17 protein-coding genes are annotated in these 21,297 nt (G+C 69.4%); 11 read left to right on the forward strand and 6 right to left on the reverse strand.

Translation table 11 applies throughout. The annotated features are described in order from the left end of the window. Window positions 1-48 precede the first annotated feature (48 nt). Together LRH25_RS28765 and LRH25_RS28770 are read left to right on the forward strand one after the other, a co-directional pair. Window positions 49-975 carry an ATP-binding protein gene (locus tag LRH25_RS28765; RefSeq protein WP_310733371.1) on the forward strand — a complete coding sequence of 309 codons (927 nt, stop codon included), beginning with the start codon at window positions 49-51 and terminating at the stop codon, window positions 973-975. Window positions 976-1,010: 35 nt separating this feature from the next. Beyond that, on the forward strand, window positions 1,011-1,547 hold the full coding sequence (locus LRH25_RS28770) for a response regulator (protein WP_141290296.1): 537 nt from the start codon (window positions 1,011-1,013) through the stop codon (window positions 1,545-1,547). On the opposite strand, the gene rlmB is transcribed toward LRH25_RS28770, so the two are convergent. Beyond that, on the reverse strand, window positions 1,548-2,306 hold the full coding sequence (gene rlmB / locus LRH25_RS28775) for a 23S rRNA (guanosine(2251)-2'-O)-methyltransferase RlmB (RefSeq protein WP_141290295.1): 759 nt from the start codon (window positions 2,304-2,306) through the stop codon (window positions 1,548-1,550). A 76-nt stretch (window positions 2,307-2,382) separates the two neighbouring features. Next, on the reverse strand, window positions 2,383-3,171 hold the full coding sequence (locus LRH25_RS28780; RefSeq protein WP_231012995.1) for a heparan-alpha-glucosaminide N-acetyltransferase: 789 nt from the start codon (window positions 3,169-3,171) through the stop codon (window positions 2,383-2,385). 141 nt (window positions 3,172-3,312) lie between these two features. On the opposite strand from LRH25_RS28780, the gene LRH25_RS28785 reads away from it, so the two are divergent. Beyond that, window positions 3,313-3,912 carry an EcsC family protein gene (locus LRH25_RS28785; protein ID WP_231012996.1) on the forward strand — a complete coding sequence of 200 codons (600 nt, stop codon included), beginning with the start codon at window positions 3,313-3,315 and terminating at the stop codon, window positions 3,910-3,912. A 68-nt stretch (window positions 3,913-3,980) separates the two neighbouring features. Continuing rightward, entirely contained in the window at window positions 3,981-4,388 is a 408-nt protein-coding gene (locus LRH25_RS28790) for a DUF1801 domain-containing protein (RefSeq protein ID WP_141289809.1), read from the forward strand. Between the two features lie 32 nt (window positions 4,389-4,420). Here the strand turns inward: LRH25_RS28790 and LRH25_RS28795 are convergent, their stop codons facing one another. From LRH25_RS28795 to LRH25_RS28805, 3 genes are all read right to left on the reverse strand, one after another. After that, window positions 4,421-5,350, reverse strand: a complete 930-nt coding sequence (locus tag LRH25_RS28795) for a Gfo/Idh/MocA family protein (protein ID WP_141289810.1) — start codon at window positions 5,348-5,350, stop codon at window positions 4,421-4,423. Window positions 5,351-5,573: 223 nt separating this feature from the next. After that, window positions 5,574-6,764 carry a tRNA pseudouridine(13) synthase TruD gene (truD, locus tag LRH25_RS28800; protein ID WP_211361509.1) on the reverse strand — a complete coding sequence of 397 codons (1,191 nt, stop codon included), beginning with the start codon at window positions 6,762-6,764 and terminating at the stop codon, window positions 5,574-5,576. A gap of 7 nt (window positions 6,765-6,771) precedes the next feature. Continuing rightward, window positions 6,772-7,749 carry a LysR family transcriptional regulator gene (locus tag LRH25_RS28805; RefSeq protein ID WP_141289811.1) on the reverse strand — a complete coding sequence of 326 codons (978 nt, stop codon included), beginning with the start codon at window positions 7,747-7,749 and terminating at the stop codon, window positions 6,772-6,774. A gap of 96 nt (window positions 7,750-7,845) precedes the next feature. Here LRH25_RS28805 and metE point away from each other — a divergent pair, with 96 nt between their 5' ends. Further along, window positions 7,846-10,164 (forward strand): 5-methyltetrahydropteroyltriglutamate--homocysteine S-methyltransferase, encoded by a 2,319-nt coding sequence (metE, locus tag LRH25_RS28810; protein ID WP_231012997.1) that lies wholly within the window; start codon window positions 7,846-7,848, stop codon window positions 10,162-10,164. Between the two features lie 85 nt (window positions 10,165-10,249). On the opposite strand, the gene LRH25_RS28815 is transcribed toward metE, so the two are convergent. Continuing rightward, a complete protein-coding gene (locus LRH25_RS28815; RefSeq protein ID WP_141289729.1) occupies window positions 10,250-12,163 on the reverse strand; it encodes a hypothetical protein in 1,914 nt (637 codons plus the stop codon). Between the two features lie 33 nt (window positions 12,164-12,196). Between LRH25_RS28815 and LRH25_RS28820 the strand changes: the two genes are divergently transcribed. The 6 genes from LRH25_RS28820 to tagF all read left to right on the forward strand — a co-directional run bounded on the left by LRH25_RS28820 (window position 12,197) and on the right by tagF (window position 21,283). Next, entirely contained in the window at window positions 12,197-13,579 is a 1,383-nt protein-coding gene (locus LRH25_RS28820) for a hypothetical protein (protein ID WP_141289730.1), read from the forward strand. A 264-nt stretch (window positions 13,580-13,843) separates the two neighbouring features. Continuing rightward, window positions 13,844-14,329, forward strand: a complete 486-nt coding sequence (gene tssJ, locus LRH25_RS28825) for a type VI secretion system lipoprotein TssJ (protein ID WP_231012998.1) — start codon at window positions 13,844-13,846, stop codon at window positions 14,327-14,329. Further along, entirely contained in the window at window positions 14,326-15,663 is a 1,338-nt protein-coding gene (gene tssK, locus LRH25_RS28830) for a type VI secretion system baseplate subunit TssK (RefSeq protein WP_310742449.1), read from the forward strand. Before tssJ ends, tssK begins: the two co-directional genes overlap by 4 nt. 15 nt (window positions 15,664-15,678) lie before the next feature. Then, window positions 15,679-17,025, forward strand: a complete 1,347-nt coding sequence (locus tag LRH25_RS28835; protein ID WP_231012999.1) for a DotU family type VI secretion system protein — start codon at window positions 15,679-15,681, stop codon at window positions 17,023-17,025. Beyond that, entirely contained in the window at window positions 17,022-20,579 is a 3,558-nt protein-coding gene (tssM, locus tag LRH25_RS28840) for a type VI secretion system membrane subunit TssM (RefSeq protein ID WP_231013000.1), read from the forward strand. Before LRH25_RS28835 ends, tssM begins: the two co-directional genes overlap by 4 nt. Then, window positions 20,579-21,283, forward strand: coding sequence for a type VI secretion system-associated protein TagF (tagF, locus tag LRH25_RS28845; protein ID WP_231013001.1), 705 nt, complete (start codon window positions 20,579-20,581; stop codon window positions 21,281-21,283). The genes tssM and tagF overlap by 1 nt, the downstream gene beginning before the upstream one ends. Window positions 21,284-21,297 lie beyond the last annotated feature (14 nt).

Below are 21,297 nucleotides of genomic sequence, written 5' to 3' on the forward strand. Positions count from 1 at the left end.
AGCAGGCTCTTCGACCCCACCATGAACACGCAAGCCCTCCCACCCACCATGGCTGACGATGAAGCCATGCTCACGCCCGAGAAGGTGCGCGCGCTGCTGCTGGCCAACGAGCAGCTCAGCAAGCTCAACCAGCGGCTGGCCCAGGCGCAGGACAAGCTGATGCAGTCAGAGAAGCTGGCCTCCATTGGCCAGCTGGCGGCCGGCGTGGCCCACGAGATCAACAACCCGGTGGGCTATGTGTTCTCGAACTTCGGCACCCTTGAGCGCTACCTGGCCGACCTGTTCCGCATGCTCGAAGCCTATGAGCGGGCCGAAGCCGGCATTGTCGACCCGGCGCTGGCCACCGAGCTGCGCGCGCTGCGTGAGGAGATCGAGCTGGACTACCTGAAGCAGGACATTCCCAGCCTGATGGCCGAGTCGCGCGAGGGCATCGGCCGGGTGCGCAAGATCGTGCAGGACCTGAAGGACTTCTCCCGCGTGGACAACCGGCAGGAATGGGAATGGTGCGACCTGCACAAGGGCCTGGAGTCGACGCTGAACATCGTCAACAACGAGATCAAGTACAAGGCCGACGTGCACCGCGAATACAGCGTGCTGCCCGAGGTTCAGTGCCTGCCCTCGGAGTTGAACCAGGTCTTCATGAACCTGCTGGTGAACGCCGCGCAGGCCATCCAGCAGGAACGTGGCCTGATCATCATCCGCACGGGCTGCGACACGCAGCAGGTCTGGGTGCAGATCGAGGACAACGGCGCCGGCATCCCGCACGAGCACCTGGGCCGCATCTTCGACCCCTTCTTCACCACCAAGCCGGTTGGCAAGGGCACCGGGCTGGGCCTGTCGCTGTCCTACGGCATCGTGCAGAAACACGGTGGGCGCATCGAGGTGCAGAGCGTGCCCGGCCGCACCTGCTTCCAGCTCAGCATTCCGCTGCAGCGACCCGGCGGCGCCAGCGAACCCGCCGTCACGCCTGCCTGACCCTCATCCGCACCCGTCCCCCGGAGCAACCCACCATGCACAACGTCCTGCTGGTCGACGACGAACCCGCGATCCTCAATGCACTGCAGCGCGCGCTGCGCCAGCAGTTCGGCAAGCAGCTGCGTCTGGACACCGGACTGGGCGGCGCGCAAGCGCTGTCCATGGGTCTGGAGCGGCGCTACGACATCGTCATTTCCGACCTCCGCATGCCTGGCATGGACGGCCTGGACTTCCTGTGCCGCTTTGCCAAGCTGCAGCCGCACTCCACCCGCATGATGCTCACAGGCTCGGCGGACTTCGGCACCGCGCAGCGGGCGGTCAACGAGATCGGCGTGTTCCGCTACCTGACCAAGCCCTGGCAGGAAGACGACCTGGGACTGCACATGCGGGCTGCGCTGGCGCATGCGGACAGCCTGCGCACCCAGCGCGATGCGGCCGATGCCTGGGCTTCCAGCCAGGGCCAGCTCTCGCCGCAGGAGCTGGAGCGCCGCCGCCTGGAGGCACTGGAACCGGGCATCACGCTGGTGGAATGGGCAGCCGACGGCGCGGTCATCATGCCCTCGCTGGACTGATCAGGCCGGCTTGGCCTTCATGCGCTGCCGGCGCGCTTCGTACAGCAGCACCGCTGCCGCCACCGACACGTTCAGGCTCTCCACCGCACCGGCCATCGGAATGCTGACCAGCTCATCGCAGGTCTTGCGCGTGAGCTGGCGCATGCCCGGGCCTTCGGCGCCCAGCACGAGGGCCACCGGGCCGGTCAGGTCCACGTCGTACAGCGTCTGCGTTGCGTCGTCGCTGGCGCCGATGATGCGCACGCCGCGCTCCTTCATCTCGTTGAGCGCACGCGCCAGGTTGGTCACCATCAGGTAGGGCACCGACTCGGCCGCGCCCGAGGCCACCTTGGCCACCGTGGCGTTCAGGCCCACGGCATGGTCGGTCGGTGCGATCACGGCCTGGGCGCCGGCACCATCGGCCACGCGCAGGCAGGCGCCGAGGTTGTGGGGGTCGGTCACGCCGTCCAGCACCAGCACCAGCGCAGTGTCGAGCTTCGCGGCTTCCACTTCTTCCAGCACCTCGTCCAGCGAATGCCGTTGCTTGACCGGGTTGACCCGCGCGACCACGCCCTGGTGGCGCGGCCCGCCGGACATCTTGCTCAGCCGATCATCGTCGCTGTCCACCAGCTTGATGCCGGCCTCGCGGGCGCGGTCTGCGAAGCCGCGCATGCGCGCGTCGCGCCGGCTGGCATCAAGGTGAATCTCGAGGATGGATTCCGGCGCCGTTTTCAGGCGCACGGTGACGGCATGGAAGCCGTAGAGAAAGCTGGTGGACATGGGGAAATGGACTCGGAAGGCCCTGGTGGAGGCAGCAGGCTGGGACGGGCGCCAACGCGCCCGCCAACCTTCTAGCCTACCACTGGCTGAACGCCACCCAGGCCATGACGCCGCCGATCAACACCGGCTGGTGCACCATGTAGAAGCTGAGCGACCAGCGGCCCAGTACCGCCAGCGGCTGCAGCGGCGGCGGCACCGCACCCGAGAGCCAGTGCCGCCGGTGCGCCAGCAGCCACAGGCCGGCGGCCACGCCGAGCAGCATCACGCCCAGCCACGGCAGCACCGGCACATAGTCCTCGGTGAAGGGCAGCTCGCTGACCAGCCCGGTCCAGTTCAGCCAGCGGCCATTCAACAGCGGCGACTGCCACACCCGCGGCAAGGCCAGCGCCACCACGCCCAGCCCGGCCAAGGCCCACAGCCCGGCCGCACCGCGCCGCATCAGCGCAGGCGCCAGCAAGCGCGTGAGCAGCAGCATCGCCGCAATGCCGTGCAGCACGCCAAAGCTGATCCAGCTGTGCGGGAACATCAGCGCCGAGCCGGCCGAGACCAGCGCCGCGCAGCCGGCCACCTGGGCCCAGCGCCGCCAGAAGCGCGGCCAGCCCTGCCCGGCCGCCAGCGCCACCGCCTGGCCCAGGCCCGCGCAGCTGAGGAACAGCGTGACGATCAGCGTGCGCTGCGTGGTCCAGAACGGGTCGGACAGGAAGCGCTGGTGCGGCGTCAGCAGGTTGTAGTGGTTCAGGTCGAAACAGAAGTGGAAGGAGGCCATCCACAGGATGGCGACGCCACGCAAGGCATCCAGGCGGTCAAAGCGCTCGCCGCGCGGGCGGGTGGCAACGGCAGGTTCCGGGGACGTTTCGGGGGGCATGAGGCTTGCATTCATCAGCCTGGGGACGATACCGCAGCCCCGCTGTTGCCCGGTTGCCGCCGCGCTGAGCAAGGCTGCCGGGATGTCAAGAATCGTTGCGCGATGCTTGCAGTCGCCCCGAACGCCCCCAGTTGACGCCAAATGAGCAGCGATTCGTCCTCTGTCGCCGTCCGGCTCGGTGAAGCCGTGCTGAACCTGGTCAGCAGCGTGCCGCCGGCCCGGGAGCTCGCCAGCTCGCAGCCGGCAGACGCCGCCTGGCAGCTGGCCCAGCGTGCCGCCCGCAAGGCCGGCGTGGCGGCCGGCACGCTGGCGCTGCCTCCGGGTCCGCTGGGCTGGCTGACCATCCTGCCGGAACTGGTGGCGGTCTGGCGCATCCAGGCGCAGATGGTGGCCGACATTGCCGCGATCTACGGCACCCAACATGCACCGACACGCGAACAGATGCTGTACTGCCTGTTCCGCCACACGGCTGCGCAGGCGGTGCGTGACCTCGCCGTGCGCATGGGCCAGCGCGTGCTGGTCAAGGAAGCCGGCGCGCAGGTGCTGCAAAGCGTGGCCGGTGCCATCGGCCTGCACCTCAGCCAGCGCGCACTGGGCCATGGCGTGAGCCGCTGGGTGCCGGTGGCCGGCGCAGTCGGCGTGGGCGCCTATGCATGGCACGACACCCGTCAGGTCGCCAAGCAGGCCATGGCCTTGTTCGACCCACAAACCACCAGCACCGCTTCGCCCGCGGCCGACTGATCCCGCAGGTCAGCGAACAAGCCGCAGCGCCACGGCGTGTCATCGGCACCCGAGAAGGAGAGACAGAAATGACGGCGACAGAGAACATCACCCAGAAGATCCAGGCGCTCGGCGACTGGCGAGGCGAAACGCTGGCCTGGGTCCGCCAGCTCATCCACGAGGCCGATCCCGAAATCGAAGAAGAATGGAAATGGGCCAAGCCCACCTCGCCCGGCACGCCGGTCTTCTCGCATGACGGCATCGTCTGCACCGGCGAGACCTACAAGCAGGTCGTCAAGCTCACCTTCGCCAAAGGCGCTGCCCTGCCCGACCCGCACCGGCTCTTCAATGCCAGCCTCGAAGGCAACGTGCGCCGTGCCATCGACATCCGCGAAGGCGAAAAGCCGGACGAGGCCGCGCTCAAGGCCTTGATCCGGGCCGGCGTGGCGGCCAACACTGCGGCCAGGGCCGCCAAGCGCAAGCCGGCGAAGAAGTAGCCGATCGTTTTCGCCGCTCGCTGCTCAGGCGCTCAGACCTGATGCGCCGCGACGATTCGCCGCCGTCCCACCAGGAAGGCATCGGCCACCAGCTGGAATGGCCGCCAGTCGACCTCCGACTCGCCGGCCATGCACAGCTCGGCAAAACGCGCGTACAGCCGGGGGTACTCGCCCGCCAGGGCTGCGTCGGCCGCCAGCGGCTGGCCGTCGATCTGCAACGCGCCGCCGCCGTGGGTCAGCTTCAGGCGGCCGGTCGTGGTCACGAGCTCAATGTCCCAGGTCTGCTCGCCCTTCTGGCGGAAGTCGAATTCCGCGTTCACCATGACACCGGCCTCCGTGCGCAGCGCCAGCTGGGCCGCAATGGGCGCCTGCTGGTTTTCCGGGAAATCGAGCGTGGCCTCGTGCACGACGGCTTCGCCCGGCAACACCTCGGTCAGCACCGACAGCGCATTGATGCCCGGGTCGAACACCCCCAGCCCGCCCGGCTCGAAGATCCATTGCTGGCCGGGATGCCAGTGATGCACGTCTTCCTTCCAGGTGATGGTGCCGCCGGTCAGCGTGCGGCTGCTCAGCCATTCGCGCGCCGCGTCCACACCCGCCGCCAAGCGCGAGTGCCAGGTCTGGAACAGGGTGCGGCCCTGGCGCTGCGCTTCGGCCTGCAGCAGCGCAATGTGCCGGGTCGTCGCCGCGGGCGGCTTCTCCAGCATCACGTGCTTGCCGGCCCGCAGCGCGGCGAGCGCGGCCTCGAAGTGAGCCTGGGGCGGCGTGCAGATCGAGATCGCATCGAGGTCCTTCACCTCCGCCAGCATGGTCTCGACGTCGGCGAAGTTCGCCACGCCGTCCACCCGCGCATTGCGGCTGGCACAAGCCACCAGTTCAAAGCGCGGATCGGCGGTCAGCGCCGGAATGTGTTGATCGCGGGCGATCTTGCCAATGCCCACCAGGCCCAACTTCAGTGCCATGCCATTTCCCCTGGAAGTGGTGTCGCGTCGCTCGATGAGCGACGCACGGATTCAAATCCCGCCGGACCGCTTGCCCGGCGAGCCGGCATGTTACGTCGAGCATCCACCCCGCTCTGCTCACGCTTCAATCCATCCGCTGCGTCGGCGCCCGGCGGCGTGACAGAGCGACCGCTGGCACGGCGTGATCGTCGCCAAAGCCCTTCAACCCGAGATGAGGACACCGTCATTCGACAGCCGCAGACTCGTTCTCCGTGTGCCGCTCAGGCTCCGTGGTGCGGAGGATTTCGTCCAGAACGGACGTGGCGTAGTTGCCTGCAGGCAAAGAGAACGTGAGCACCAGTTGACCGGCTTGCGGCCATTCCCATGACATGTCCACCGGCCTGGCCACCAGCGCGCGGCGCGCCTGATCCAGACCGGCGTGTTCCATGCCGTCGCACAAAGTGGCGTGACGTTCGGCCACGCCCATTTCCAGGGCCTGCGCCTGATCGGTGGTGCTCACGCGGCCCCGTCCCCAGAGCGGCCCGGTGGGCCCGCCCGCCTCGTCCATCACGTCACCGGGCAGGGTCTTGCCCCAAAGTCCCTGCTGAATGCGCAGCGCCAGCACTTCATTGAAGACGAAGGAGCGCACCGCCGACAGGTAGATGCCCTTCTTCTTCGGGTTGCGCACGCGGATTTCGCGCGCCAGCATGGCCCGTCCCTGCTCGACATTGCCGCCCTCGAAGCCGAAGCGCTGAGCGCCGAAGTAGTTGGGCACGCCATGCGACGCAACGGCCTTGAGACTGGTCTCCAAGGCTTCGCGGTCACCGGTCAGGTCACGCAGCACGATGCGGAACCGGTTGCCCTGCAGATCACCGGGGCGCAGCTTCTTCACGTGGCGGCTCTGGCCCAGTACCTTGAATTCCGGGTGCTGAAGCTGGGTCAGGTCGGGCGTCTCGCCTTTCCCTTTCCCAATCGGCAGGTAGATGCTGAACCACTGGCGGGTGATGGCGTAGCGGTCCTTGAGCCCGGCATAACCCACGTCCCTTTCCTGCACGCCGGCGGCCTCGGCCAGCTGCTGGGCGACGAAGGCGGTGTTGGCACCGTTCTTTTCGATGTCCAGCCAGATGTGTTCGCCCTCACCGGAGGGCAGCTGCAGCGGCAACTCGGTCACGATGAAATCCTCGTTGAGGCGTTTCAGGGTGGCGCTGGCGCCGCTGGCCGGATAAGCGTTGGGCCACTGTGGCAATGTCGTGTATTGAGCGTCGGTCATGAGGGGTTTGACGGCACCAGCCGTAGAGAAGGGACAGGCTGCCCAGCCGACCAAGGGGCAGTCCAGACCGTGATTCTCCCCCTGCCAGCATGCCTTGCCGAGCGCCAACAGGCTTCGGCAGCGAGCTGGCTTTCGACGGCCCAGCGCGGGCACGGCGGCGGCCACCAGCGGTTCATGGGGCAGGCAAGGCAAGGTGGAAAGCGGGCGGCAGCAGGTTCACCCCCGGCAGGTTCAGCAGCGATGTTTCCCGCATGATGCTCACGAAGTCGGCGATGAAGGGCTTTTCGGCCATGGCTGTGGTGCTGGTGGCGTACAGGCGGCCGGTGAGACCGGGCTCGCCGATGCGCTGGCGGGCGACGTAGCCGCGGGCGAGGTAGCTTTCGACGGCCCAGAGTGGGAGCGCGGCCAGGCCGCGGCCGCTGGCGACGAGTTGCAGCATCGCGATGGTCAGTTCGCTGGTGCGGCGTGGCGGGGTGATGCCGGCGGGCTGCAGCACGCGGCGCACGAGGTCCAGCATTTCGTCTGGCACCGGATAGGTGATCAGCGTGTGGTCGGCAAAGTCTGCCGCTTCCAGCCAGGGCTTGGCGAGCAGCGGGTGGCCCTTGGGCAGCAGCGCCACGATCTCGAAGCTGAACAGCGGGTGCACGGCCACGCCGGCTTCGTCTTCGTCCACCTCGGAGACGATGGCCAGCTCGGCGCGGTCCTGGTGCAGCAGGCCGATCGGGTCGGCGTGGAAGCCGGAGACGATGTCCAGCTCCACCTCGGGCCAGCGGCTGCGGAAGGCGTCCATCGCCGGCATCAGCCAGTCGAAGCAGGTGTGGCATTCCACGGCAATGCGCAGCTGGCCGGCCGAGCCCTGGACCAGCCGGCGCACGTCGCGCTCGGCTTCGTCGAACAGCGGCAGCACGGCGTCTGCCAGGCGCAGCAGGCGCTGGCCGGCGGCGCCGAAGCTGGCCGGGTTGGCCTTGCGCTCGAACAGCGTCACGCCGTAGTGCGCCTCCAGCCCCTTGAGCTGGTGCGACAGCGCGGACTGCGTGAGGTTGAGCAGTTGCGCCGCACGTGAGAGGTTGCCCGCTTCGCGCAAGGCCAGCAGGGTCTTCAGGTGCCGAAGCTCCAGCGGGGATTGGGCGGAGACGTGCGAAACGGTCATGAGCCAGACTCAGGATGATCAGAAGAAAGTTTCGGTTGAATCATAGTGAGCGGCCGCCGATCATTCAAGCTGAATTCATACACATCTGGCTTGAACATGATCCGTACTCATACATTGGGCTTTCCGCGCATGGGCGCGCAGCGCGAACTCAAGCAGGCGCTGGAGCGCCACTGGCGCGGCGAGCTGAGCCCGGCAGAGCTGGAAACGCAGGGCCAGCGCCTGCGCGTGCGCCATTGGGAGCTGCAGCGCGACCATGGGCTGGCCAGCGTGGCGGTGGGCGACTTCGCCTTCTACGACCAGGTGGCCAACCACATCCAGCTGCTGGGCTGCGAGCCGGCGCGCTTTGGCTTCAGCGGCGACGAGCCCGAGCTCGCGCGCTACTTCGCGATGGCGCGCGGCGTGGCCGCGGCGCACGCCCACGACGAAGCCTGCTGCTGCGGCGCCGCTTCGCCAGCGGCGGGCCAGCCGGCGCTGGAAATGACCAAATGGTTCGACACCAACTACCACTACCTGGTGCCCGAGTTCGACGCGCAGACCCGTTTCCGCCTGAACGCCGGTCGCCTGCTGGCCGAGGTGGCCGAGGCGCAGGCGCTGGGCCACGAGGCCAGGCCGGTGCTGATCGGCCCGCTGAGCTTCCTGTGGCTGGGCAAGGCCAAGGCCGAGGGCCTGGACAAGCTGGACCTGCTGGACGACCTGCTGCCGGTCTACCGCGAGCTGCTGGTCCAGCTGGCGGCTGCGGGCGTGCAATGGGTGCAGGTCGACGAGCCCATCCTCGGGCTGGACCTGCCCGGCGCGTGGGCGCTGGCCTTCGAGCGCAGCTACAACGCGCTGCACAACTGTGGCGTCTCGCTGCTGCTGGCCACCTACTTCTCGCCGCTGGAGGACCACCTCAGCCTGGCCTGCAAGCTGCCGGTCGCCGGCCTGCATGTGGACGCCGTGCGCGCCGGCCACGAGCTGCAGGCGGTGCTGGACTGGCTGCCGCCGCAGCGCGTGCTGTCCATCGGCATCGTGGACGGCCGCAACATCTGGCGCACCGACCTGGATCGGGCCTTTGCCCTGCTGCGCCCGGCGCTGGCCCGGCGCGGCGGCGAGCTGTGGATCGCGCCTTCATGCTCGCTGCTGCACGTGCCCGTCAGCCTGGCCCATGACGCCGCGCTGGACGCCGAACTGCGCAGCTGGCTGGCCGGCGCGACCGAGAAGCTGGCCGAGCTGCGTGTCATCCAGCGTGCGCTGAACGAAGGCGAAACCGCCGTGCGCGCCGAGCTGTTTGCCGCCCGCGCCGCGGTGGCTTCGCGCGCGGCCAGCCCGCGTGTGCGCCGCCCGGCCGTGGGCGAGCGCCTGGCGCAACTGCCGGCCCATGCCGATCGCCGCGCCAGCGCCTTCGCGCAGCGCCAGCCCTTGCAACGCGAGCGCCTGCGCCTGCCGCCCTTCCCCACCACCACCATCGGCTCCTTCCCGCAGACGGCCGAGATCCGCGCGGCGCGCGCGGCCTTCAAGCGCGGCCAGCTCGACCAGCCTGCCTACGAGGCGGCAATGCAGCAGGAGATTGCGCTGGCCGTGGCGCGCCAGGAGGCGCTGGGGCTGGACGTGCTGGTGCACGGCGAGGCCGAGCGCAACGACATGGTCGAGTACTTCGGCGAGCAGTTGCACGGCTTTGCCTTCACCGCCAACGGCTGGGTGCAGAGCTACGGTTCACGCTGCGTGAAGCCGCCGGTGCTGTTCGGCGACGTGGCCCGCCCGCAGGCGATGACGGTCGGCTGGACGACCTACGCGCAAAGCCTGACGAAAAAGCCGATGAAAGGCATGCTGACCGGCCCAATCACGATCCTGCAATGGTCCTTCGTGCGCGACGACCAGCCACGCGCCGACACCGCGCTGCAGATCGCGCTGGCCATGCGCGACGAGGCGGCCGACCTCGAAGCCGCCGGCATCGCGGTGATCCAGATCGACGAGCCGGCCATCCGCGAAGGCCTGCCGCTGCGTCGCGCACAGCAGCCGGCCTACCTGAAGTGGGCCGCGCGTGCCTTCCGTGTTTCGGCCAGCGGCGTGGCGGACGCCACGCAGATCCACACCCACATGTGCTACTCCGAATTCAACGACATCCTGCCGGACATCGCCGCGATGGATGCCGACGTGATCACCATCGAAACCAGCCGCTCCGACATGGCACTGCTGCGCGGCTTCGGCGATTTCCGCTACCCCAATGAGATCGGCCCCGGCGTCTACGACATCCACTCACCGCGCGTGCCGACCACAGCCGAAATGCTGCGCCTGCTGCGCAAGGCCGCCGAAGTCATCCCGCCCGAGCAGCTCTGGGTCAACCCCGACTGCGGCCTGAAGACCCGCGGCTGGCCCGAAACCGAGGCCGCGCTGCGCCACATGGTGGCCGCAGCGCGGGAGCTGCGCGTGAGGTGATTCCGCGCCTGGCAGGGTCGCGGCCAGGCTTCGCGATGGTGGGGGCGCTTCCCCGGGGCATGCACGCCAACCGGCGTGCATGCCATCAGGGCACGATGTTGACGTAGAAGCCGGATGCGTTGCCCAGGGTCATCGCCTGCTTGCCCGGCACGCTGGCAAAGAACTCCGTGCTGGCATAGGTGCCCGAAGGCAGCTGCTTGGCCAGTGGAAGGCTGTGCGAGACGGTCAGCGTGGCGCCGGGGGCGATCGTGACGCTGCTCAAGGTGCTGCTGCCGTCCACCCCCACGCTGTACTGGCTGTAGCCCTGGACCGAGCCGGTCTCGTAGGTCGAGACCACGGCCCACAGGTCCACCGTCAGCGGCGCCGAGGTGACATTGGTCAGGTCGTAGGTGGCCTTGCAAGGCGTGCCGACAGGCAGCGCGTCGGCACCTGCACACGCCGTGACCGGGCCGTACTTGACCGGCGCCTTCGCGGCCGTGATGTCGACGGTGGCGGCGCCGCCTGCGTAGTCGAAGGCCTGCGAGTAGTTCAGGCCGTAGGTCGTGCCGTCCTGGCGGAATGCCCAGAGCTGGTAGTGCCCCGGCGCCAGGCGGCGCGCGTTGTACGAATACTTGCCGTTGGCGTCCACGGTGAACAGCGCTTTGGTGCCCATGCAGAGGTCGAGGCTCGGGTCCTGGCAGCCCTGAAGCTGCACCGCCACGCTGCCGTCCGTGATCGGTTGATTCGTCACCGGATCCAGCGCCACGCCGCTGATGACGTCGCTCGCTGCCGACGCAGCGGGCCCGCTGCGCGCCGTGGCTTGCAGCTGCCGGGCCATCAGGGGCTTCATGGCCTGGGCCGAGCGCACGGTCGAAACAGCCTTGTCGGCCGCCGTCACGGTGTAGTTGAAGCCGTAGCCGTAGCCGATGGTGTTGGTCTGGTCGTCAGCCGTGGAAGCGTAGACGTACAAGGCGCCCGTGCTGCCCGACAGCATGTCGCTCAAGGACATCGACTGCGTGACCTTCTTGGATTCACCCGGCGCGAGCTTGATCGCCATCGGTGCGCTGGTCGACTTGCCCATCGTGTAGTTGGTGCGGAACATCGGCGAGCCGTTGGGACCTTGCTCGGTCTGCGACCAGACGCTGGTCTTCAGGGTCTTGCTCGTCGTGTTCGACAACACATAGGAGTACTTGCAGCTCCCGCCGGCCGCGATGGTCTGGCACGGGGTCATGTCCGACACCACCATGGGCAGCGGCGCCAGCGCGTAGTTCTTGGTCGACTTGCCCTCGAAGCCGGTGACGGTGACCGGCGCCAGGTTCTTGCTGGCGTGGTTGTCGGCAAGCACGCGGATCTGGTACACGCCGGGCGGCAAGGCCTGGGCGATCGCGTAGTGGCCATTCGCGTCGGGGATGCCCTGTGCGCTGTAGGTCGTGCAGATCTGGTAATCCGCCGAAGGGCAGGACATCAGGTTCACGACGGCAAAGTCGGCCTTGGTCAACGGCAGGCCCGTGACCGCATCCGTAAGGTTGCCGCTGAAGGCGATCACCGGCACCGTGGGCGGGCCGATGGTCAGCTTGTAGGTCCCGGTCGAGGTATTGGCGCCGGTGAAGCCGAAATCCGGATCGCCCGCGGCGGCGATGCGGACCACGCCGTCAGCGGGCGCCATGAAGACCAGTCGTGCCTCCAGGCCGTTCTCGGAGTTGTCGCTGTACTGCACGACGCTGCAGTCGGCATCCAGCAGGCCCATCAGCATGTTGCCCAGCGTGCCGGCGCCCGATGGCGCGCCGCGCATGTCGATCTGGAGCAATTGGCCGGGCTTGGCGGTCAGCGTGTAGAAATCGACGTCCGACGCATCGATGGTGCCGGACAGCTTGACCTTGCTGGTCTGGCCCAGGTTCTGCGGCGCAGCGCAGCTGTTGTTGGGCTCCACGTCCTTGATGCCAGCCCAGGCGAGCGGGCTCACCAGCGCAGAAAGGACGATCAGGCGTCTGGCAAGGACGTGCAGAGAAAAACGTGACATCGGACTCTCTCCTCGGAAACAACGGCGGGCGCGATGGGCATCGGCGCCGCCCTGCGGGTCGTCGGCCGTGTCTCAAATCGCGTGTCAGGTCAGGATAGGACCAGCCTCGATCCTTTGCAAGGATTTTCCTGGAACATTCTCAGAATATCCCTAACGCGTAGCTGCTATGCTTTCGCCATGGCCGACATGCTCATGATTTCCGAAAGCCGCGACACCGCGCTGCGTCAGCGCGCCGAACTGCTGGGCCGCAAGTTGCAGGATGCCCTCTCGACCCTCGTCTCTGAGCTGGGGCGGCGCGGCATGCGCGACCAGCGCTCGATTCGCGAGGTGCTGCAGCTCAGCCAGCCGGTGGTCAGCCGGCTGCTGACCTCGGTGCGTGGCGGCGACCCGCTCACGACGCTGAACTCGATCCCCGGCCAGGAGGCGCTGCGCCAGATGCTGCGGGGCGCGTCCGCTGCCGATGTCGACCGCGACTGCATCACCAAGGTAGCGGCCGCGGTAGACGAATTGGGCCACTTCATCGATACCGATTTCGGCGACCGTGCGGCCTTCGACGCCGTGTTGAGCGACTGGGTCGTGGAGTCGCGCGCAGCATTCGAGGCACGCCACAAGGCCGCCGCCTTCAAGGCCATGAGCGCGTTGCGCGGCGTGCAGGCGGACGTGGTGCTGAGCGCGGGCATCATCTTCCCGACCCCCGGCGCCGAAAACTTCAGCTCCGTGGGCATCGATGCGCTGCTGGGCTGCCGCCGCACGCGCCCTTCGGGGCTGCTGCGCAACGTCGGATCGTGGTTCGTGCCCCCCGGCGCGCATCACACCGTGACTTCGCTCGAAGGTCGGCCCATTGCGAAGGCCAGCGACATGTTGCTGGCCGGCTTCTCGACCGTGACGCCCGATCTGGTCGAAACCGTCCAGCACAGCAGCGTGTTCGTCGAAACGACGATTTCCGGCCTGCCGCTGGGCCGAAGCGACGACGCACCCGGCGTCGACTACGTCTGCGGCCAATTGCTGTCCAACTTCAATCGCAGGCGCAGAACCAGCGATTCGTCCACCGCTGGCATCGGCGGGCACGCGGAGCCGCCATGCGAGTACTTCATCGTGGACGTCTGGCTGCACGATGAGGTCTGGCCTGACTCGCGGGCCGAGGTTCACATCTTCGACACCGTCGTGCGGGGGGCCGCCCATCCCAACGACGCTGCACGGCGCAACGACCGGCTGGACATGGTCGAGACCGTGCAGTCCCTGGGCACCGGCCCGGACGCCTTCCGCCTGCCGGAATACCCGCGCTATGGGGAGCTGCTTCGCCATGTGTGCGCGGTGGCCGGCATCGACGCGGCGCGGCTGCGCGGCTACCGCTGCAAGATCCGCTACCCCATCTACGGCTCCCAGATCGGCATCGAGTTCGAGCTGCCCGCCTGAGCCCGGCTCGGGTGACCGTCGAACGGGTCACTGCGCAACGGCGAGCGTGTTCGGCTGTTCGTCGAGCATCTGCAACAGCGCTGCAGATTCGGGCGAGGCGCGCAGCGCCAGCGGCATGTCTTGCGACGGGCGAAGCCGCCGTCGCCGCAGGCCATCTGGAAGCTCAGCCTTGCGTTCAGGCAGGCACCCGGCCGATGACCTTGGTCACGCGGCGCGGCCTGCCCGGCTGGCTATTCTGGCCACCGGTCTCCAAAGGCATTCCAGATGGTCAACATGCGTCACGGCTTCGCGGGTTCGGCAAGCAGCGCCTGCGCCGCGGCGCTGCTGATGGCGGCCTGCGCGTCGGCCCCGCCGCCGCCCAAGCCGACCGTCGTGTCCGGCAGCATCGCGGCCTCGGCGCGGGTCAACCCCAGCGTCAGCCAGCGACCCTCGCCGCTGCTGCTGCGGGTCTATGAGCTGAAGACCGCCAACGCCTTCAATGCCGCCGACTTCGTCTCGCTCTACCAGCGCGACCAGGCCGAGCTGGGCACGGAAGTGGTGGCACGCGAGGAGTTCACGCTGGCGCCAGGCGAGCGCCGCGCGCTGAACAAGACGCTGGCCCCCGAGACGCGCTTCATCGCCGTCTTCGCGGCGTACCGCGACATCGAACACGCGAAGTGGCGCAGCGTCGTTGCCGTCACCCCCGGCAAGCAGCAGCAGTTGCTGATCCAGGCAGACGAGCTGGCGGTCAGCGCGGTCGTGCAACCGTGAGTTCACACCGCAACAAGGTCGTCTGGACGCAGGGCATGTTCCTGCTGCCGCACCACTTCCAGCAGGAAACCCGCTACCTCGAACACCTGGTGGACCTGCGCGTGCGCGCGCTGGCACCGCACGGCTGGGGCTTCACCGAGCTGGTGCTGGACGAGGCGCTGCTGTCCACCGGCCGGCTGGGCGTGCTGCGCGCCAGCGGCGTACTGCCCGACGGCACGCCCTTCCTGATCCCGCAGGCCGACGCCGCCCCCGCCCCGCTGGACGTGCCGGCCGACCTGAAGGGCGACACCATCTGCCTGGCCGCGCCAATGGCCCGCGAAGGTGTGAACCAGGTCGCGTTCGACGGCGAGCCCACCGGCGAACTGCTGCGCTACCGCGTGGCCGACCACACGCTGCGCGACCTCACCAACGCCAGCGACGAACCCGAGCCGGTGCAGACCGGCGCGCTGTGCCTGCGGCTGATGCCCTCGCGCGAGCTGGGCGATGGCCATGCCGCGCTCGGCGTGGCCCGCGTGCTGGAGCGCCGCAGCGACCAGCAACTGGTGCTGGACCGCGCCTACATCGCGCCGCAGACCCGCATCGACGCCAGCGGCCACCTCTCGGCCATGGCCTCGCTGCTGCACGGGCTGGTGCAGCAGCGCGCGCAGCTGCTGGCTTCGCGCATGGGCCAGCTCGGCAACGGCGTCTCCGAGCTGGCGGACTTCCTGATGCTGCAGGCGCTGAACCGCGCCGCGCCGCTGTTCCGCCAGCATGCGCAGGCGCCCAGCGCGCACCCCGAAACCCTGCACCGCGACTGCCTGCAACTCGCCGGCGACCTGGCCACGCTGGTCAGCGAATCGCGCCTGGCCACCGAGTACCCGCTCTACCGGCACGACGACCTGCGCGCCAGCTTCGCGCCGCTGCTGGACGAGCTGCGCCGCATGCTCTCGGTGGTGCTGGAGCGCAATGCGCAGCAGATCGAGCTGGTGGACCGCTCGCACGGCGTGCGCACGGCCGTGGTGCCGGACGCCAGCCTGCTGCGCAGCGCCAACTTCGTGCTCGCGGTGAACGCGCAGTTGCAGGCCGAGCAGCTGCGCCAACGCTTTCCGGCGCAGTCCAAGCTCGGGCCGGTGGACCGCATCCGCGACCTGGTGAACCTGCAGCTGCCGGGCGTGGCCCTGCGCTCGCTGCCGGTGGCGCCACGCCAGCTGCCCTTCCATGCCGGTTTCCACTACTTCGAGCTGGACCGTGGCGGCGAGCTGTGGAAGCAGCTGGAGCGTGCCGGCAGCCTGGCGCTGCATGTGGCCGGTGACTTCCCCGGCCTGGAACTCGAGCTGTGGGCCATTCGGCAGTAAGCCACGGGAACCGCCATGGACCCCTCCGCCTTGAATGACCCCTTCGCCGGTTTCGACGACCAGAGCACCTTCATCAAGCCGCGCCCCGGCGGTGCCGCTGCGGCGCTGCGCAACACACCCGCCGCGCCAGCACAGCAGGACACGGCCGACGAGGCCGCCAGCACCGCCCCCGGCCTGAACCCGCTGCTCACGCTGGCCAACCGCCTGCTGCTGCTGGTGCCGCAGCTGCGCGCCACCCGCCGCGTGGACGACCCTGCTGCGCTGCGCAACGCGCTGGCCCAGGGCATCCGCGACTTTGCGGCGCAAGCCGCGGCCGCCGGCATCGCGCCCGAGCGCGTGATGGCCACGCGCTACGTGCTGTGCACCATGATCGACGAGGCCGCCGCCGACACGCCCTGGGGCGGCTCCGGCGTGTGGGCCAGCCACAGCCTGCTGTCCATGTTCCACAACGAGACCTGGGGCGGTGAAAAGGTCTTCCAGTTGATGGCCCGGCTGGCCGAGAAGCCTGACGTCAACCGCGACCTGCTGGAGCTGATCTACGCGGTGCTCACGCTGGGCTTCGAAGGCCGCTACCGGGTGATCGACAACGGCCGCGCGCAGCTCGAAGCCGTGCGCGACCGGCTGGCGCAGATCCTCAAGACCCAGCGCGGCGACCATGCACCGGCACTGGCCCAGCACTGGCAGGTCGAGGCCACGCGGCAGCGCCGCCACCTGGGCTGGCTGCCGCTGGCCGCCTCTGCGGCCGTCATGGCGCTGCTGCTGGTCGGCGTGTACCTCGCGCTTTCGCTGTCATTGGCCGAGCGTTCGGACCCGGTGTTCGGCCAGATCCAGTCGCTGCGGCTCACGCCGCCTGTCGTTGCCCCGCCACCGCCGCCCGCCAAGCCGCGGCTCGCGCAGTTCCTGCAGCCGGACATCAAGAGCGGCCAGGTCGTCGTGCGCGACGAGGTGGACCGCAGCGTCATCACGCTGCGCGGCGACGGCCTGTTCCCGCCCGCCAGTGCCACGCTGGCACCCGAGCGCGAGGCGCTGATGCTGCGCATTGCCGCCGCGCTGGCGCAAATGCCCGGCGCGGTGCTGGTCACCGGCCACAGCGACAGCTCGCCCATCCGCACGCCGCGCTTCCCGTCCAACTGGCACCTGTCCGACGAACGTGCCCAGGCCGTGCGCCAGCTGCTGGTGTCGCACCAGGTTGCGCCCGAGCGCGTGCGCGCCGAAGGCCGGGCCGACGCCGAGCCGCTGGTCCCCAACGACAGCCCCGCCAACAAGGCCATGAACCGGCGCGTGGAGATCAGCCTGATGGTCAATGCGCGCAACCCTGAAGCCACGGCGCCGGCCCAGGCCGCCAGCGGAGCCGCCAGATGAAACGCGTGCTGGGCTGGATCTTCAACCGCTGGGTGCTGCTCGCGGTGCTGCTGCTGGCGGTCTCGCTGCTGGTCTGGATCGTCGGGCCGATGGTGGCCATTGGCGAGAAGCGGCCGCTGGAAACCGAAGCCTCGCGCTGGATCACCATTGGCGTGCTGGTGGCGCTGGTCGTGATCTGGGTCGCCTGGAGCCGCTGGCGCGCCAGGCGTGGCAACACCGCCGTGGTGCAGCAGCTGATGCAGCCGCCTTCCCAGGCTGCCGAGCGCGAGAGCCCGGACATGGCTGCCGTCAGCGAGCGTTTCCGCCAGGCCATGCTGACGCTGCAGCGTGCCCGCTTCGGCAGCAGCAGCCGCCTCAAGGGCTGGGCCGGCAAGCTCGGCGGGCGCTACCTCTACGAGCTGCCGTGGTACCTCATCATCGGCGCGCCCGGCTCGGGCAAGACCACCGCGCTGCGCCACAGCGGGCTGAAGTTTCCGCTGGCCGAGCAGATGGGCGAGCAGGCCATCCGCGGCGTGGGCGGCACGCGCCACTGCGACTGGTGGTTCACCGACCAGGCGGTGCTGATCGACACCGCCGGCCGCTTCACCACGCAGGACAGCGACCCCGGCACCGACCGCGCCACCTGGGGCGGCTTCCTGCAGATGCTGCGCCGCTCGCGGCCGCGCCAGCCGCTCAACGGCGCGCTGGTCACCGTGTCGGTCTCGGACCTGCTGGCGCGCAGCCCGGGTGAGCGCGCGCAACACGCGGCCACTGTGCGCGCCCGGCTGCAGGAGCTGCACAAGGACCTGGACATCCGCTTCCCGATCTACCTGCTGGTCACCAAGGCCGACCTGCTGGCCGGCTTCATGGACTACTTCGCCACGCTGGATAAGGACCAGCGCGCGGCACCCTGGGGCTTCACCTTCGGCCGCGAAAGCACTGCACCACTGGCCGCCTTCGGGCCCGAGTTCGAGGCGCTGCAGCAGCGCCTGCTGGACGGCCTGATTGATCGGCTTCAGCTCGAACGAGACCCGCAGCGCCGCGCCCGCATCTACGGCTTTCCCGAGCAGTTCGCCGGCCTGCGCCAGGTGCTGCAGGAGTTTGTCGAAGGCGTATTCGCGCCCTCCTCCTTCGAGGCCACGCGCGCGCAGCTGCGCGGCGTTTATTTCGTCAGCGGCACGCAGGAGGGCACGCCCATCGACCGGGTGCTGGGCGCGGTGGCGCGCAGCTACCGGCTGGAACATGCGCTGATCCCGCCCAACCAGGCCAGTGGCCGGGCCTACTTCCTGAACCGCCTGCTGCAGGAGGTCGTGTTCGCCGAGGCCGGCCTGGGCGGCACCAACCGCCGCTGGGAGCGCCAGCGCACCGCGCTGTCGGTGGGCGGCTACGCGCTGGTCGGCGTGCTCGGCATCGGCCTGCTGGGCGCCTGGGGCCTGAGCTACGTGCAGAACCGGCGCTATGTGGGCGAGGTCTCGGCCCGTGCCGAGCAGGTGCGCCAGCTGCTGCAGGCCACGCCCAACCGCGCCAGCGCCGACATCCTGCCCATCGTGCCCGCGCTGGAGGCCACGCGCGCGCTGGCCGCCACCGAAGGCCCGATCCCGTGGTCGCTGCGCATGGGCCTGTTCCAGGGCCGCAAGCTCGACAGCGCCGCCCGCGCGGCCTACCAGCGCATGCTGGGCGACGCGCTGCTGCCGCGGCTGGCGCTGCGCATCGAGGAGCAGCTGCGCCAGGGCGCCGCCACGCCCGAAACGCTGTACGAAGCGCTGAAGGCCTACGTGATGCTGCACGACCCGACGCACTTCGACCCGCCCGCGCTGAAGCAGCATTTCGAGGGCGACTGGCAGGCCACGCGCCGCGAGCTCACGCCCGAGCAACGCGGCCAGCTCAGCGGCCACCTGGACGCGCTGCTGGCCCAGGGCGGCGTGGCCTCGCCGCTGGCCGAAGACAAGCCGCTGCTGGATGCCACGCGTACCCAGCTGGCCACGCTGCCGCTGCCGCAACGCATCTACAACCGGCTGCGTGCCCAGGGCCTGGGCAACGACTTCCCCGAGTTCACGGTGATCCGCGCGGCGGGCAACAACGCAGCACTCGTCTTCACCCGCGCCAGCGGCGCGCCGCTCACGCAAGGCGTGCCCGGCCTGTACTCGCGCGACGGCTACCTGCGCGGCTTCCAGCCCATGGTCGGCAAGGCGGCCGACGAACTGGCCGCTGAGCAGCCCTGGGTGCTGGGCGTGGCCGACGCGCCCAAGGACGCGGCGGCCCAGGTGCGCGCCAACGCGCCACTGGTGGACGACGTGCGCCGGCTCTACCTGAACGACTACGCCGCGGCCTGGGAAGGCTTCATTGCCGACCTGCGGCTGCAGCCCATGGGCAGCCTGTCCCAATCGGTCGAACGCTCGCGCCTGCTGTCTGCACCCGACAGCCCGCTGCCGCCGCTGATGAAGGCCATCTCGCGCGAAACCACGCTGGCCAGCGGTGGCTCCACGCTGGAGAGCGCGGAGCAACGCGCGACCGACCTGGTGCAAGGCGCTCGCGAAAAGCTTGCCATCGCACTCGGCAACAGAGATGCCAGCACAGCCCCCAACGGCCCGCGCATCGAAGCCATCGTCGACGACCGCTTCGCCGGCCTGCGACAGCTCGTCACGCCACCGGCTGGCGGCGGCAAGGCGCCGCTGGACGACACGCTGGCCCTGGTCGCCGAGGTCAACCTGCTGCTGAACTCGGCCGAGACCGCGCTGCAGGGCGGCGCCGCGCCACCGCCCTCGCCGGTGCCCAACCGCGTGAAGGCCGAAGCCGCGCGCATGCCGCAGCCGCTGCGCGCGATGCTGGACGACCTATCGCAAAGCAGCTCGCGCATCTCGCAAGGCCTGATGCGGCAGACCCTCGGCCAGGAAGTGCGCTCACAGGTGGGCGAGTTCTGCCTGCAGGCCGTGGCCGGCCGCTACCCGCTGGACCGCAACTCGACCCGCGACGCCACGCAGGCCGACTTCGCGATGCTGTTCGCCCCCGGCGGCAAGATCGACCAGCTGTTCCAGCAGAAGCTCGCGCCCTACGTGGACACCAGCAGCCGGCCCTGGCGCTTCCGCCCGGTGGAAGGCACGCCGCTGGGCGGCGACGCCGGCACGTTGCCGCAGTTCCAGCGCGCCGCGGCGATCCGCGAAACCCTCTTTCCCGGCAGCAACACACCCTCGCTGCGGCTGGACTTCAAGCCGGTGGAGATGGACCCGTCCATCTCCCAGTTCATCCTCGACGTGGACGGCCAGATCGTGCGCTACGCCCACGGCCCGCAGCTGCCGATGTCGGTGCAGTGGCCCGGCCCGCGCGGCAGCTCGCAGGTGCGGGTGCAGATGAGCCCGCCCAGCGCCAGCGGCTCCGGCCCGGTCACCGATGGCCCGTGGGCACTGTTCCGCATGTTCGACCGCGTGCGCATCGACCCCGGCAACGCGCCCGAGCGCTTCCGCGCCACCTTCGAGGTCGACGGCCGCAAGGCCGTGTTCGACGTCACCACCAGCAGCGTGCGCAACCCCTTCAAGCTGCGCGAGCTCAACGAGTTCAACTGCCCGACGGGGCTGTGATGGCCGCCGTCGAAACCGAAACCTCGGCCCAAGGCCCACCCGGCTGGTACGGCAAGCTCGCCTCGCTGGGCGACTTCGCGCAGCGCCGCCTGCCGCCGCACTGGGTGCGCCACTGCGACACCTGGCTCGCCGGCCTGATGCGCGAACTGCCGCACGAACTCGGGCCCCGCTGGCTGGACACCTACCTCACCGCGCCCGTGCTGCGCTTCGCCTGGGCCCCGGGCGTGGTCGACATGCGCTGGTGGTTCGGCGTGCTGATGCCCAGCTGCGACAACGTCGGCCGCTACTTCCCGCTGCTCATCACCCAGTCCCGCATGCACCCGCCGATCGACCGGCAGTCGCTCGATCACCTGGAGCGCTGGTACACGGTCGTCGCCCGGGTTGCGCTGCAGACGCTGGGCGATGGTGCGTCGGTGGATGGCTTCGAGCAGGCCCTGGCCGGCGCGCCTGCTTGGCCGTTGGCCGGCATGCCGCCGCCCGCGCCCATCGCCGAAGGCCCGTGGCTGCAGTTCACCGCCTCGTCGTCCAGCTGGCGTGACGCGGTACCGCTGCTGGCCGCGGGCGAACTGCTGGAACGCCTGGCGGGCTGCACGCTGTGGTCGCCAGCGCTGCCGGCGCCGGCACCGGCGAACCTGCGCTGGGGGCCGGGGCTGCCGACGGTGACCGGTTTTGCCGGGCTGCTGAAAGCGGACGGGCAAACCTGAGCGGCTTGAGAAAC

This window comes from Ideonella azotifigens (assembly GCF_021043325.1).
GTDB classification, from domain to species: domain Bacteria; phylum Pseudomonadota; class Gammaproteobacteria; order Burkholderiales; family Burkholderiaceae_C; genus Ideonella; species Ideonella azotifigens.